The 14,789-nt window shown below is 48.0% G+C and carries 16 protein-coding genes; 7 read left to right on the forward strand and 9 right to left on the reverse strand.

Annotation, left to right across the window (positions count from 1 at the left end):
* Window positions 1-31: 31 nt before the first annotated feature.
* Both F459_RS0103055 and F459_RS0103060 read right to left on the reverse strand, forming a co-directional pair.
* On the reverse strand, window positions 32-739 hold the full coding sequence (locus F459_RS0103055; RefSeq protein ID WP_020611268.1) for a helix-turn-helix domain-containing protein: 708 nt from the start codon (window positions 737-739) through the stop codon (window positions 32-34).
* 18 nt (window positions 740-757) lie between these two features.
* Window positions 758-1,237: a YbhB/YbcL family Raf kinase inhibitor-like protein gene (locus tag F459_RS0103060; protein WP_020611269.1), complete on the reverse strand. Its 480-nt coding sequence runs from the start codon at window positions 1,235-1,237 to the stop codon at window positions 758-760.
* Between the two features lie 83 nt (window positions 1,238-1,320).
* Here F459_RS0103060 and F459_RS0103065 point away from each other — a divergent pair, with 83 nt between their 5' ends.
* From F459_RS0103065 to F459_RS0103080, 3 genes are all read left to right on the forward strand, one after another.
* Complete coding sequence (locus tag F459_RS0103065; RefSeq protein WP_245540062.1) at window positions 1,321-2,235, forward strand: alpha/beta hydrolase; 915 nt, start codon at window positions 1,321-1,323, stop codon at window positions 2,233-2,235.
* Window position 2,236: 1 nt separating this feature from the next.
* Window positions 2,237-2,758, forward strand: a complete 522-nt coding sequence (locus F459_RS0103070; protein ID WP_020611271.1) for a GNAT family N-acetyltransferase — start codon at window positions 2,237-2,239, stop codon at window positions 2,756-2,758.
* A gap of 234 nt (window positions 2,759-2,992) precedes the next feature.
* On the forward strand, window positions 2,993-3,940 hold the full coding sequence (locus tag F459_RS0103080) for a putative periplasmic lipoprotein (protein WP_020611273.1): 948 nt from the start codon (window positions 2,993-2,995) through the stop codon (window positions 3,938-3,940).
* Window positions 3,941-4,455: 515 nt separating this feature from the next.
* On the opposite strand, the gene F459_RS0103085 is transcribed toward F459_RS0103080, so the two are convergent.
* A complete protein-coding gene (locus tag F459_RS0103085) occupies window positions 4,456-5,166 on the reverse strand; it encodes a DNA alkylation repair protein (protein WP_020611274.1) in 711 nt (236 codons plus the stop codon).
* A gap of 111 nt (window positions 5,167-5,277) precedes the next feature.
* On the opposite strand from F459_RS0103085, the gene F459_RS0103090 reads away from it, so the two are divergent.
* Window positions 5,278-5,694, forward strand: coding sequence for a bacteriohemerythrin (locus F459_RS0103090; protein WP_020611275.1), 417 nt, complete (start codon window positions 5,278-5,280; stop codon window positions 5,692-5,694).
* Window position 5,695: 1 nt separating this feature from the next.
* Complete coding sequence (locus F459_RS0103095; RefSeq protein WP_020611276.1) at window positions 5,696-6,100, forward strand: bacteriohemerythrin; 405 nt, start codon at window positions 5,696-5,698, stop codon at window positions 6,098-6,100.
* 9 nt (window positions 6,101-6,109) lie between these two features.
* Here F459_RS0103095 and F459_RS0103100 read toward each other — a convergent pair whose 3' ends face one another.
* The gene (locus F459_RS0103100) at window positions 6,110-7,258 is read right to left on the reverse strand and encodes a thymidine kinase (RefSeq protein WP_033301164.1); all 1,149 of its coding nucleotides are present in this window, start codon (window positions 7,256-7,258) and stop codon (window positions 6,110-6,112) included.
* Window positions 7,259-7,337: 79 nt separating this feature from the next.
* Here F459_RS0103100 and F459_RS0103105 point away from each other — a divergent pair, with 79 nt between their 5' ends.
* Window positions 7,338-8,300 (forward strand): 8-oxo-dGTP diphosphatase, encoded by a 963-nt coding sequence (locus F459_RS0103105; protein ID WP_020611278.1) that lies wholly within the window; start codon window positions 7,338-7,340, stop codon window positions 8,298-8,300.
* Window positions 8,301-8,313: 13 nt separating this feature from the next.
* Entirely contained in the window at window positions 8,314-9,180 is an 867-nt protein-coding gene (locus F459_RS0103110) for a DMT family transporter (protein ID WP_020611279.1), read from the forward strand.
* On the opposite strand, the gene F459_RS0103115 is transcribed toward F459_RS0103110, so the two are convergent.
* The 5 genes from F459_RS0103115 to F459_RS0103135 are packed head-to-tail and all read right to left on the reverse strand — an operon-like array spanning window position 9,177 to window position 14,678.
* On the reverse strand, window positions 9,177-10,601 hold the full coding sequence (locus tag F459_RS0103115) for a VWA domain-containing protein (protein ID WP_020611280.1): 1,425 nt from the start codon (window positions 10,599-10,601) through the stop codon (window positions 9,177-9,179). The genes F459_RS0103110 and F459_RS0103115 overlap by 4 nt on opposite strands.
* A gap of 18 nt (window positions 10,602-10,619) precedes the next feature.
* Window positions 10,620-11,495: an FHA domain-containing protein gene (locus F459_RS0103120; protein ID WP_020611281.1), complete on the reverse strand. Its 876-nt coding sequence runs from the start codon at window positions 11,493-11,495 to the stop codon at window positions 10,620-10,622.
* Between the two features lie 13 nt (window positions 11,496-11,508).
* On the reverse strand, window positions 11,509-13,125 hold the full coding sequence (locus F459_RS0103125) for a serine/threonine protein kinase (protein ID WP_020611282.1): 1,617 nt from the start codon (window positions 13,123-13,125) through the stop codon (window positions 11,509-11,511).
* Window positions 13,122-14,150 carry a metallophosphoesterase family protein gene (locus F459_RS0103130; RefSeq protein ID WP_020611283.1) on the reverse strand — a complete coding sequence of 343 codons (1,029 nt, stop codon included), beginning with the start codon at window positions 14,148-14,150 and terminating at the stop codon, window positions 13,122-13,124. The genes F459_RS0103125 and F459_RS0103130 overlap by 4 nt, the downstream gene beginning before the upstream one ends.
* Window positions 14,151-14,153: 3 nt before the next feature.
* Window positions 14,154-14,678, reverse strand: coding sequence for a hypothetical protein (locus F459_RS0103135; RefSeq protein WP_020611284.1), 525 nt, complete (start codon window positions 14,676-14,678; stop codon window positions 14,154-14,156).
* Window positions 14,679-14,789 lie beyond the last annotated feature (111 nt).

Genomic DNA, 14,789 nt, shown 5'->3' on the forward strand with positions numbered 1-14,789 from the left:
AAGCAGCAATTTTGGCTTGTAAAAATGTGCGCTATATGCCCTTTTGGTATAATGAAGGGGTGGTGCCGGTATAAAGGCGGAAGGTTTTAACAAAATGGCTTTGATCGTAAAATTCGCAGGCTGCAGCTGTTTCCGCAACGGATAGACCCGTACGTAAGGCGGCCTTTGCCAACTCGATACGCCTATTCTGCCGAACAGCATGGGGACCTAAAGAATAACGCTGAGCATATTGCCGATACGCCTTGAAGCGGTTCTCAGATGTCGACCTGATGGCAACAGAGGCAAACTCCGAATCTGCATTCTTAGGAAAGGTGAGCCGATCCACATCCGGTAAGATTCTTTCGAAGCGCTGCAAGAGGGCTCCCAACATCCTACCAGCTTCAGTTCCCTTCGATGTATGCAGCATTTCCTGAAACTCCTGTGCACCGATCCGCCCCCAAAGGACACGGTCTGAATCAACCCCACACGCCTTCAACCACTTTTCGTCGCAGTAAAGAACGGCAAAGGCAAAAGGCGGTTCTTTTTCCGGCGTACAGAGATGAGCAACCCCACTTGGAATTGCAACAGAACTGCCGGCCGACAGGGTCGCCTGATCTCTTCCGAGCTCAATCTGCGTTCGGCCAGACAGAACAATGCTAAAAGACCAAAGGCTATGGGCATGCTTTCTAACAGCGTGTTCTCCCCGGCCCCATTTCAGCTCACATACGGGATCGGAACAATATCGCAGGATTTTTACCATGGCAGGATATCCTGTTCTCTATGTTCTGCTCCGGAATTTTCCGGAAAGAGTACTTTTCTGGAGAACATGCCCCTGCATTGTTTTAAGTAGATCAGCTTTTTTGCTTCGAGGTGATATACCACACGTACAATCCAGAATAAATACCGTAAACACATAGGTGTGTACGGCTTTCAAAGGGGGCTTCGGCCCTTTGTATCTATGCTTTCCGTAAGCTTTTCCCTGAACCGCATGTCCCAAACTATCAACAGAAGGTCCATGGGGAATTGCCTCAGGAATACTATTTTGTACAGGAATATCCCATATCACCCAGTGGTTATAATTGGAGATCAAGGGATGCGAGGCATCATCTAATGTAATAGCAATTGCTTTTGCATCCGGAGAAATTCCTTCCAGCACAAGCGGAGGTGAGAGATCTTCGCCTCGGGCCGAATGTTTTCTTGGTATCCAATCTCCATCTTCAAATGAAGGGCTTGTCACCTTCAGTACTATTTCAGCCATTCGTTTCCTCCTGAAAACAGATATGGACCATACCAATAGTACGGTATACACAATCAACAAAAAGGTCAAAAGAGACAGGGCGGATGTCTGCTAATAAACACTGCGGCTTGCCACGACAGGCTATTGTATCTATGCTGAACAATAATTACGAGCTACAAAGCGTTTCTCCACCTCAAGGTAAAGTGTTCGATATAGCATCGCTATTGTTTGAGGAGTTCACCATGATATTACGAGGATCTTTTTTTTCACAGACACTTGAAATGGAAACGGGGCTTTCAATACTTATCCCCAATAAAGCCGTGGGCACCCCTCCATACAAGGTCGCCTATCTTTTGCACGGCCTCTGCGGTAGAAACGGAGACTGGCTGGATTACACAATGCTGCCTGCTTACGCCGAAGCATTCGACATCATGTTCATCATGCCAGAAGTGGCAAGAAGTTTTTATACCGACATGGTCTTCGGCCAGAAATTCTTCACCTACATTCATCAGGAGCTACCCACCATTGTCAAAAAAATTTTCAACATATCGGCAAAAAGGGAAGACACCTTGGTTATCGGTGCTTCAATGGGGGGATACGGCGCATTGAAATGCGCGCTATCCTATCCCGATCAGTATGGCTATTGTGCAGCCTTCTCTTCTGCCTGCCTTTTCCTGAAGGAAGGGTTGGAAAGGCAACAACGTTATGGGAAGACAGCGGAAATGGAAAAACAGTATGGTAAGCAGCTACTCAACGATTTTGAGTCGATATTCGGTCAGGCATTGGAGTGGAAACCAGAATACGAGTTGCTCGAACTGGCGAAGTCAAGATCCGCCCCACCCCGGCTCTATCTGGCCTGCGGAACAGCAGATCATTTGAAAGATGAAAATCAACGCTTCTCACACGAATTGAAAAAGCTGAATATCCCCAACCGCTACGAAGAATGGCCAGGTGGTCATGACTGGAATTTCTTCAATACGGCTTTGGAAAGGGCCTTGAAGGAAATAAACGAGGTTTGACATGAAATTAGTTGATTGCGGCAGGAGCTTCGCTTCCTTGATCTTGGATATTTACAACGAAGCAATTATTCACTCGACAGCTTTGTACGATTACAAACCAAGAACAATCGAATCGATGGAAACCTGGTTCGCCGACAAGGAAAAAAAAGGATTTCCGATAATAGGTCTTGTTGATGAGAAGAATCGGCTGATCGGTTTCGGAACCTATGGAAATTTTAGGGCCAGACCTGCCTACCATTATACGGTGGAGCATTCGATCTACGTTCAGAAAGAATACCGGGGATGCGGATATGGAGAAATTTTGCTCCGCGAAATTATCGCTAAGGCGACAGAACAGGATTATCATTGCCTCATAGCTGGAATCGATTCAGAAAACGCAGCCTCGATTCATCTCCACAAAAAGCTGGGTTTTTCTTTATGCGGAGAACTCAAACAAGTAGGTTACAAATTTGGAAGATGGCTTAACCTGGTCTTCTATCAGCTGATACTTCCGACCCCGCAGAAACCCCAAAGAGAAATTTGATGAAGCAAATGGTAGTAAGCAGGATAGAAAGTCGTGGAATCGAGCCATACAGCTCTTGGCAACTATATCCATATTTTTTCACCATAGGAAGTATGTCATCACCGATATCAGCATCTGCCGGCAACGAAAAAGACACGACATACATAATTGGTGAGGAAAAAACAATTTTCATCTTGACAAGAAAGGTAAAACTTTCTAAAAAATCATTTCTATGAAGTATATCAAGGAGACAACATGAAAAAGGTTCTCACTGCATTAGTGCTCAGCCTGATTTTATTCGGCTGCAGCACATCCATTCCTGTCCAGATGACCGTCCCTCCCAATCTGAATTATGGTGGTGCCCGTACCATCGGGGTCATCCCCTTTACCACATCTTCTGAAGATGCCTCGGAAGCAACAAAGGACTTGCGGTATTATTTTTCCTGGTACAATAGCAGAGCATTACATGATGATTTGAAGTTGGCCTCGGCCCTGACAAGCAAGGTTGAGTCGGTTTTAGCTTCTTCCGATTACTTTACGGTTATCTCAACAGAACAATTGCAGCAGCAGGCAGCAAATGGCACCATTACAGCAGAGGCTGTCGTGACAGGAAAGATTGCTTCGGTATTGGATGATTACAATAAAGAATATAATGAAAGAACCGATGCCGACGGCAATACTACCAAAGTACCGGAATACACACGAGAAGCCCAAATAACAGTTGTTTTCAAAATTCTTTCGGCCTCGGATCTCACCATCCTCGACACTGTTGAGTACACGGTAACTGCAAAGGATACCGCCGATAGATACGAAGCCCTCAAATCCGAGGAAACCGTACGGTCTCAGGCCATCAATCAGATCGTGAACAAAGTGAAATATGATCTCATCCCCAAAACCTATACCGAATATCGGACAATGGCGAAGCTCGAAAATGATAAAGACCCCCGCGTAAAGAGGATCAATGACCTCATCAAAGGAGATTTTTACCAAGAGGCCTACGATCTTTATATGGAAATTTACAGTGAAACCTCGGATTTTGCGGCCTTGTACAATGCAATACTGTTAACCGAAGTGATGGGCGATTACGATAAGGCTCTTGATGATATGACCCAGTTGGCTAAAACTTCGGGTGATAAGAAAGCAATTGCCCAGATGAACCGGATGAAAAAACAAAAGACCGATAGAGAGGCCCTTGGAGAATAAAGAGTAAAAACTTCGGCAGAACTAGCATGACACAAGGCATACTGGTTCTGCCTACGTAGATGAAGTAGATTTCGATGCAAAGCGTTTTTATGCCATGAGTTTTCCTCAATTTCATGATATCAGAATATTTCTCGTCAACAACGTTTGCTGAAATGCTTCTTTTACATCAACTATGTTGAGCCCGTTTGTCAAACAGTTTTGCAAACTATTTAAGGTGGAACCTATCGGTATAATTTGACTATGCAGCAGCCTTAAGCGTAACCGTCAAAACTTGCTCGACTCACCTAAGAATCAAAGAAAGAAATCGAATTCCGGTAGAAGAGCAGTTGAGATAGGATAATGCCATAGAAGAAAAAACCTACGGCAGAGGAGATCTCCTTTATATCTCTTATAGAAACGGAGCAGGCAGGTCAAAACTGACCATCGACTATGTGGAAAAGCTCTTAGGGACCAGTTGCACCGCACGTAATTGGAATACCCTTCTCAAAATGAAGGAAATACTGGAATAAGATTCATTATTTTGCCATTGCCTTTGCACGCAGCTCTTTCGGCATTTTTTCGATGGCATAGCGCAGGGAGGTTCTCGGCATCACGGCTTTCTTGCTCATGACATAATCATATACCTCTCGTTGATGGGCCTGACTTGCCGCTTTCAGCATCCAGCCGTAGCCTTTCTGCACCAAATCATCTTGATCAAGCAGCAATGTATCCGCAATCTCAAAAATATCTTCAAGAAAAAGTCCCGACCTTGCAGGGATGATAAGCGACACCGCAGCGGCCCGACGCATCCAACGCCCCTCGCTTTTCGCCCACCCTTTTAGGTTTTCGAGATATTCGGGGTACATTTCGACAAAGGCCCCTACCGTATGGTTGCAGAGGGTATCGCAAGAAGCCCAGTTACTCACATAGTGCTCCACCCATCCTTCGAAAATCACAAAATCATCGGGTATGAACATCTCACGTAAGGCGTAGGCCCAATGACATGCAATAAAGCTCTCTTCCATGTACCCCGACTTCCAGAGTTCTTCGCATAAGGCAAGAATTGTATTCTTATCCAAGCCTTTAAGTTCACGAAAACTGGATTTCGCAATCTTTGTTACCACAGAGGTCTTTACGCCGTAGCTCTTGGTTTCTTCCTTGAAAAAGCGCTTTCCACTTTCACGAACAGACTCATCACCTTGCAGCGCCAGCTCATCTCGAACAAATTCGACCACGTCCTTTTCCATGGAACAAGCCTATACTGCAAAAACCTCTTCGGCAAGCATCTAAATTTGCATTCACATCTCTTGTTTAATAGAATTTTTATCAACAATAGCATTACGACCAGGAGGTTAACTATGGGATTTATGGCTTGGAGCTCGAAATTCGAACTAGGCATCCCGGAAATGGACGAGCAACATAAGAAGTGGCTCGCGATTCTGAATAGTTTTTATGACCATCTCAGCGACAAAGACCTTACTGCCCAAATGAAAAGCCTTATTCAGGATGTTATCGACTATACACAATATCATTTCTCGGAAGAAGAAAAGCTCATGGCAAGTATCGGTTACCACGAACTGAATCAGCAAAAGCAGATGCATAAAGAGATAACGGACAAAATCATTCGATTCAAACAGCGTTTGGATGCCGGGAATTTAGTGATATCAACAGCCGTAACCTCCGAACTGAAATCGTGGTTCAAAGAGCATATCATGATCGAAGACAAAAAATATGCCGAGAAGTATTTTCAGGTAATACAAAAAGGAGGGGTGTGACATGAGTTTAATAACATGGAATTCTGACTATGAACTTGGGATCCCCGGGATCGATGCACAACACAAAAAATTTGTAGAAATCCTCAATACGTTTTATGATCAGCTTGCCGCTAGCGATATTCAAAGCAAAACAAAGACCTTGCTGGATGAAGTCCTTGATTATACACTCTATCACTTTACCGAAGAAGAACGGTTTATGACAAAGATGGGCTACGAGAAACTTGAAGAACACAAACGGCTTCATGAAGAGATAAGAGAAAAAATCCAGGCTTTTCGTACATCAATGGATGAAGGAAAACTGGTAATGTCAATGAAAATAACCTCGGAACTCAAGGACTGGATTAAAAACCATATTTTGATTGAAGACAAAAAATATGCCGAGAAATATTTACAAACTCAACAATAGCGGGAAAGCCTAAAAGCCGTCGAGTATCTGTTGATCCAGATTAACGAGTCGGCCATTTTCCGATAATGTTTTTTTCATGTATGCCCGGTCCAGCCCTAATTCATTTACGAGTTTCAACAGCAATTCTTCGGGGATCAGGTTTTGCTCGGCATAAAGATAGATAAGGGCACGCTCGGCAATGCGGGCAACCTTGAGGGCATTCAGGTTTACCCGCTGTTCCTCATCGTGTCCGAATTTGTCCCGCAGATGACGGGCGAGAAGGGAATTCCCTCTTCGCTCCTGTAAGGCGGCAAGCTCCCGTTTCAGCGGATCACTATTGCCTCCGCTGGCCTGCTGGCCGAGAGGTTTCAAGGTAAAAAAGGTGTACTCCTTGCCGGGGAGGTAATGGTGGCGATCGCAGCGGGTACAATAATTCGGTTCCACGGCATCCTCTTTTTTTCGGTCCCCCCCAATCACGATGAGCGGATCAAAATAGAGAGCGGGACACTCCTCTCCATCTATTTGGTAGTAGCGGTAGGTATAGAAAGAATCCTCAAGGCAGTCGGGATGCTCACAGTAAGCGGTCAGGGGAAAAACATCGGTGGCGGTTTCGAGCATGAGCCGGGCCGTGGGATTGAAAATATCGCGCCTGAAATTCAGGATCAAAGCAGGAAAGATGAAGATAAGTCCACGACGCTGGCATTCGTTTCGTACAACGTAGACAAGCCGCTCATCGTAAAAACTGGCCTCATCAACGATCCAGGTACCGATTTCCGGCATGTCGTGTACAAGCTTTTCAAGGGCAAAGGAGTCACTTATCCTGGCGATGTAATCGCCGCAACGCTCATATCCACCCCGATAGGCAAGAGCATCCTCCGGATAATCGGGAAATCGCTGGGTGTCCAGTAACGAACGAATAAAAAAAACCTTCCTGCGATCGGCCCCGTCGGTACTGGTTTCCCGAGCAATAGCTTCGCTTTTTGTCAGGGCAACCTGAGCATCGCGCCAGACCCGCGCCGAATACTCGGTTTTGCCCGATCCCATAGGCCCGATGACAAGGATTCGGCGATCGGGACGGCTAAAATCGAAATGATTAAAGGAATGGTGCACCCGCACACTGGGAAATCCGAGGCTTTTGAGGAAGCTGATGGTCTCCGGATTGTTCTTGACTTCGTTCATGGCAGGTATTGTACCCGGAACGGATGGCTCTGGCCAGATAAACCTTGACCTGGGGCCGGGGAGAGAGTAATGTGCTTTCATGCTTGCTGAAAAACTATCAACCCCTATTTACTATCTGATGCTTTCGATCATGATCCTCAATCTTTTTCAAAGAAAGCATATGGCAACAGGAGAGAAGAAACGTTTCGCCACCCTGTGGCTTGCCGGAACTCTTCTTATCTTACAGATCGAGATCGGACTTCTCGCAGCGAATAAACAACCCGATTGGATGCTCATTCCCGCCTTTGCCCTTTACGCAGTCATCCTTTTTTTGCTGAGAAAGAAGATCTTTGTCTTCCGGCGGACCTGCGCCTCTTGCGGCGCACCTTTAGCCAGCAGGGAGTTCATCGGCAGAGATGACAACCTCTGTGCCACCTGCGCTCCGACACCGGAGGGAGAAGAGAAACCGGAAGAGGAAAAGAAAGAGAAGCCTCAGCCGATAACCATCGCAGCTCCAGAGATAGATGAAGAGAACCGTCATACACTGGGAAAGGGTACGCCTCGAGAAGAGATCCCCCGGGACACAGACGGAATCGATTGGGAGGCCTGGGAATTTGCGGAAAAAGCGGTCCTCTGCTATCTCTTTCGGGGAGACGAGGTACTACTGATACATAAGAAAACTGGACTGGGCAGGGGCCTTGTAAATGCTCCCGGCGGTAGGATAGAGGCAGCGGAAATGCCTATCGATGCAGCAATCCGTGAAATGCAGGAAGAGACCGGCATTACGCCAAAAGAGCTGAAAGAGGTTGCCAGCCTCCATTTCATCTTCACCGACGGCTATTCGCTCAAAGGAACGGTTTTCTTTGCCTATAACCATGAAGGCGAAGCACGAGCAACCGATGAAGCCGATCCATTCTGGACCCCAGTGGGGGAAATCCCGTTTGATAAGATGTGGGAAGACGATGCTCTCTGGCTTCCGAAGGTCCTTGAAGGGAAAAGGGTCACCGGCTATTTCATCTTTGAGGATGAAGCCATGGTAAGCCAAAAGATCATCGAATCATAAGGTACTACATACAATGACCCATCTCATGCTCATCGCCGCGGCCTTTATCTGGGGAATAAATCCGATGATCATGAAAATAGGCCTTGCGACCATTGATCCCCTTCGCTACAACACCCTTCGACTGCTGCTGGCCTTTCTTGTCTCTCTTATATTCGTTCTGCTGGGAAGACGCTGGAAGCCTGTAGCAAAAGAGGATAGGAAGCGGTTCATTGCGGTAGGGCTCGGTGGTTTTTTTATCTTCCAAGGTGGCTACACCTTTGGTGTACACGATACGGCGGCAAGCATTTCGGCAATTATCCTCGCCTTGCTTCCTGTTTTCGTTGCCGTCATCTCCATTGTAACCCGGCAGGAAAAAATCACTGTAAAAAAGGCCCTGGGAATAGCCCTTTCGGTTCTCGGTGTGGTGGCCATTACCGCCGGAGGAGAAGCTGTTTCCGTCAAGGGCACCTACTTTCGAGGGGTCCTGCTCCTGATCATTGCAGAGTTTGCCTATGCCGTATACACCGTATACGTACGCCCACTTACAAAACGATATTCCATCGAACAAATTGTCTGTATTGTGATCTTTATCGTACTGCTCCCCTTTCTGCTGATTTCGCTTCCCGTTTTTTTGCGGTCGGGTCTGTTCTTCCCGACGCCGGCTGAATTCTTCAGCATCGGCTATGCTGGGACCTTCGGGATTCTGATCGGAAATGTCCTTTGGAGTCATGGGGTAAAACGAATCGGCAGCACCGGCACAAGCATGTACAGCAATCTTAGTCCGATCTTCGGTGTCATCGCCGGTTTTCTTGTACTCGCCGAGCGCCTCGCCCCTCTCCAGGCAGCCGGAGGAGCAGCCGTGCTCCTCGGTGTTTGGGTCGTGAACAGAAAAAAGGCTTAGTTTTTGCTCTCGTCCGGTTCTTCGAAAACGATGGTAGTCCCTTCGATATTAAGTACATCTCCACCGCTCAGGCGCCTTTCACCCTTGAGCGGTTGGTTGTTGACGCTAACTCCGGCGCCTCCCACAATGGTGTAGTTCTTCTGTTGCTTATCGAACACAATGGTTACATCCCGGTCATGGGGAACCCCTCTGCCGGAAAGGGTAAGATCCGCCTGTTCCCCTCCTCCGATCACTGTCTTTTCCTGCTGTATCGCAATGGTTGCCGAACTGATCTTCGTGCCATATCCTGCACGAAGAATCCGCAAGGCAGCGTCGGAATGGAAGGTCCGGTTGCGAATCAAGAGAAGCAACAGCCAGATAAGAAGCACGGCGGGTAGAATCAAAAAGATTTTCCAAGGGAAAGGAACCACCGGCTGGCCGAACATGGTCGAGGTATAGTAGTAACGAACCGCTTCACTGTTTCCCTCAGGGCTTTTATGAATCAGTTTGACATAGGTCTTGTCGGTGGGAAACATCCCGGCCCGATAGCGGATCAGGTACTCTCCATCGATTTTTTGCCGAATATCATGGTAGATGCCTGTCAATTCCTCCTGGTCTTTTGCATCATAGACTGCTCCCCCGGTTTTGAGCGCCATCTCACCAAGGTACTGGTCCTTTTCCAAGCCGAAATGGATAGCGTATAAGGTAACACCATTGCGGATATACTCCTCCACAACCTCATCCGGGCTAAGCTGCTGATTCCCGTAGATGGGATGGAGGTTTCCACTATGGGCCGCATAGGAGTAATCCTCCCCATCGGAAAGGACAATGACGGCCCGGCGCCCGGACCGCTCTCCCACAGGAAGCGCCATATCGGCAAGCGCGTGGTAGAGTTCCGTATACGATTCGTCCGTTCCCGGGCGGCGAATACCGGAAAGCAACATATCCATTACGACGGGATCCCCGGCCTCATCCGCATGAAGTACAACATTTGTATTGAAGGTGGCAAAAGAGACGCTATCTCCGGCATGAAAGGAAGAGCCAACAAAGGTCCGAAGCGCATTGCGAGCATAGGTGGTACGCATGAGAGCAGGATCGCCAGTGGGATCACCGGAAAGGGTATCATACATACTCCCGGAGTTATCCATCAGCAGGAGGATGGATAGGCCTTGTGATTCGTGCGGATTCGGAGCTAACGATCGGATAAGCATAGGTTCGGAAAAAGTATCGGGACCATCCGATTCAAAAAGTTGAAAAGAATCCCCGGATATCCCCTTCAGGGGAGTTCCGGTATCATCGGTCAGAGAAACATAGAGATCAACCGACTGGGAAAGAAGCAGTGATGAAGAATCTATCTGCGTAATCTGCAGGGTCTCTGCAGAAAGTGTAAAAGCAGACGCCAAAAAAACAGTTATACAAACAACAGCGGCGAAACGATTCATACAAACCCCCATGATCCTCTATTCGGTAAGATAACAGATCTTCAGGGAACCGACCTGAATCACATCTTCATATTTTAGTAAGCGCTCTCCCCGGAGTGCCTCCTCATTGACCTTAGTCACTGCTTTCCCGGAGATATCTTTTATGTAGAGTTCTTTTCCCTTGGAATAAAAACGTATATGCCGAGGCTCAATATCGTGATACCCCTCTGCACTGATATCATTCGAAGAAGAGGTCCCCACAAAAAAGGAGGATTGGGAGAGGCTGTATTCCCGTCCCCGCTGAGGCCCGTTGAGGACGTGAAGGATGCCAAAGGAGAAGCTTCGTTCGGCAACCGCATAGCCGATTCCCACAAGCAAGCCGAACAAAATAAAGCCGACGGCCCGTATCACAAGAAGCCCCGAAAAATGAAGGCGGATCAGCTCGATGGCGGCCCCGCCAGCCGCTCCGCCGATAATACCCCCCAAAGCGCCTATTGCCGTCTTTCTCAGGCTACAGACTCTGATGCCATCCACAGCACCGACAAAAAGCCCAAGAAGCGCCCAGCCGATTCCTCTCGCCACGGGGACAGCAAGGTAGTTGGATGTTTTATCAAGGATGAAAAAGAGCACCCCCTGACCAAAAAGAAAACCGATCACCCCTCCGATTAATCCGACCGCCGCACCACTTGCAAGCCCATGTCCAAGTTTCTTTCCGTTCCGTGAGGTCAGCCCCTCTCCAGAGCCGAAAAAAAGGCCGAGAACGAGACCGAAGAGGGCACCCTGGACAATGCTGAAGATAAAATAGCCCGGAAAAAACGACTGAAATGAAAGGACAAGCTCCATCAGTGGCCATGCAGCCGCACCGGCAAGAATTCCCAAGGCTATGATAATGATTCTTTTAAGACCGATACTCATGCTTCGGCTCCTTTCATGGTTTTGATTTCTCCAATCGTGGGTTGAGATAGAGTGTACTTTGATCTTCCCGGATCAAAAGACTAAATTCCTTTTCCGTGTATCCCGGGGCAGAAATGCGAAATCGATATACCGATCCTGTTTTAAGCCCTTCGGCAAGCTCATCATTCCATGGAGTCCACCTTCCGCCCGTTTTGAGTTCAATGAGGGAAAGCGGGGTAATATCAACCCAGGTATCACGATCCTGAACAAAAAAATCGACCGAAAGCGGAAGCGTATGGGAGGTGGTGCACAGGGTGATGGTACGACCCTGCTCGCCCTGGTAAAGGTTGTGTTGTTCCTTTACGGTATGGAGCCTAAAGGTGTTCCAAAACAAGTTGTTCTCTATCTGGACCTTAAGACGATAATCACCTGCAGGAAGAAAAACCCGCCTGCTGACAAAATTCAGCTCTCCTTCCCGCTCTTGCGTGGGGAGAAGACGAAAACGTATCGGATCAATATCGAGGGCTGTTCCGTCTTCACCTGTATCGGCAAAAAGCCAGCCCCGCAAATAAAGGTCCTTCGGCTCCTTATAGGAATGATCCAGATGCAAGGCGATTCTCAACTCACCATAGCTATCGGCAAGAAAGAGGCGCTGGTACCAGCCGCTACGATATGCACCACCGAGCAAAAGGAACAACAAAAACAACAAGGATATAGCTATTGAAAAAAAACGTCGGAGCTTTCCTATCTTCTTTCGTGGAGTGGATTCCAACGTCCCTCCGGAAATTGCCTTTTTCAGCTGTTCCCGAAGAACTTCGACCGGTTTGCGGCGGAAGTAACGGTCCAGACGACGAAGCAGAGGGGTAAGATCCTGATAACGTCGTTTTGGCTTAGGATGCATCGTCTTTTTAACGATCGAAGAAGCAAAACGATTCACCTTGGGATTAAGGCGACGAGGGGCAGGATGCTTTCCCTTGGTAATCGCCGCTATTAAATCGGCGGTATAACCACCGGGATACGGCTTTTTTCCCGTGACACTCTCGTACAACATCACCCCAAGAGAGTAGATATCGGCCCGCTGGTCGACATTCCTGCTATTTTCGAACTGCTCGGGAGCCATATACGAAGGCGATCCCAGAGTCATCCCGTCCCGGGTCAGGCCAGCTTCTCCCTCCTCTTCCTTGGAAGAAGCGATACCGAAATCCACCAGTTTCACCTCTCCCTTTTTCGAGATGAGAATATTCGCCGGTTTGATATCACGGTGGACGACCTTTCGCTTATGGGCATAATCGAGGGCCTTACATACCTCTCGAAAAATGTAGAGGGCCATATCGTTTGAGAGGTAACGTTCCCGTCTGATAAGCTGCTCCAGAGAAAGGCCATCGATATACTCGAGGACAATATAGTGAGAGCGTCCTTCCTTGAAATGGTCATATATATCGACAATGTTGTCGTTGCGAAAATCCATGAGGATTTTCGCTTCCCGACGAAAGCGTTCGGCAAAATCAGGATTTCCCCGCAGGGTCAGTTTCTTGATGATCACATAGCAATCAAGGGTAGGATGCACCCCCTTGTAGACGGCCCCCATTCCACCTGTTGCTATGAGATCTATGATCTTATACTTTCCGATCATCTCCGGAGGCCGATTCATAGCGTTTCCTCTGATATTTCAAGCTCCGAACGCTGTAAAAGCGCTGCCGGATCCCCCGAAACATCGACAATATCCCTCTCAGGGTCGAAGGGCCGTCCGGAATCGGCCAGGGCTACCCGGAAGGAAGAGGGATTATGAAGCTGGATAAAACGTCCCGAAGCCCGAAGGGAGTAACGCCCCTCTATGGTCCGGTGTCCGCCGAAATAGACCGCCTGATCGGGGCTTGCACAGAAACTCTCTATCATCGTTTGTACACTTCCCTCATCTGAGCCGTCGTTGGGGGTCCAGGTAAGTCCCTCCACCACATCATCAAGCGAACGGTAACGGATAACCTCCTCACGGGAAAAGGAGCGCGCCGGTTCTGCATGGGAAACCATAAAGTTACCATCCGCAGCAACAAGGGGAAGCGCTCGTTCAAAATCGGCATAGGACTTCAGAAAATCATCACCGTAGAATTTCTGAAGATAAACGCGGACCATTTCGCCCTCCAAAACAAATTTTCGAAAAGGATGATCTCCGTTTCCCTCCCTGTTGAGAATATTCTCATGGTTACCTTTGAGAAAGTGGAAACGATCGGGAAAGGCGAGTTTCAGCCGCATCACCAGTTCCATTTGTCCCAGTCCCTCCAGCATCTCCTCATCCATTGCTTCATGATGGGAAAAGCCCTCCAGAAGCTCCAGCAAAGCAACCTGCCACCGCTGGTAAGCTCTGGCTTCGGAGTGCAAGCCGTCACCCACGCAAACCATCGTCCCCGCCCCTTCTTTCATCAGGTCGATGAAAGGTCGGCCTTCTACGGGAAAAACCAGGGCATGCAGAAGAAAAGGGATTCTGGCATGAAGATCGGGGACAATCATGGTGATCCCTTCCTGCAGACGAATAAGGCCTCCGGGACGATTATGCTCATCCCGGGGACGAACAAGCTGGTCCTCTCCCCTGAGTTTATCTGTCGCGGCTTTCACAATCTGCAGATACGCTTCCCGAGTGGGAAGCGTTCTGCGTGTGACTATCGAAGGCAAGAAAAACATAGGCTACTGAATGATGGTCTTGTTCACGTCCACAAAGCTTTCGGTAAGAATTCTCGTCGCCTCGGCCAAAAGTTCTTCCTGTTCCTCTTCAGCCATATCGCTCGAAATAACCGCAATTTTGAATATCGGAGAGCTTTTTTCAATGGGGCCGTCGATGAAAGATACGACCGAATCAACCTCTACATCCCCGGAAAGAGAAGCGGCATTGCTGTCAATCGATTCAGGAACATCATTCCGTATCCCAATACTTCGGTAGGCGGCACTTCGGGACTCCCCCACCATCGGGCCCAAGGTAATCAGGCTTCCAGAATAGGTCATAAGCAGAGCACCTCGCTCATCATCCGCAAAAAAGGAATCAGCCACCTCCATTCCCCGAGATTCTACCTCACTATCGAATGCCTCCATCTTTTCCATCCAGGCATTCTCCAATTGTTTCAGCGAATCTTCGTTACCGGGAAGGCCTGCTGTTTTCACCAGGAGCTTGAGATGGTCTCTGATCTTTCCTTCAATACCATTTCCATCCGTCATTGATCTGCCTCCTCATCTTTAACTAGTGCATTGAACGTACTACCCATGGCGTTGAAAAACAATATTTTTTCTCTTCTGCTGAATTTTCTTCTGCTTCGAACTATCTTTCAA

The organism is Sediminispirochaeta bajacaliforniensis DSM 16054 (genome assembly GCF_000378205.1).
Taxonomy (GTDB): Bacteria; Spirochaetota; Spirochaetia; order DSM-16054; family Sediminispirochaetaceae; genus Sediminispirochaeta; species Sediminispirochaeta bajacaliforniensis.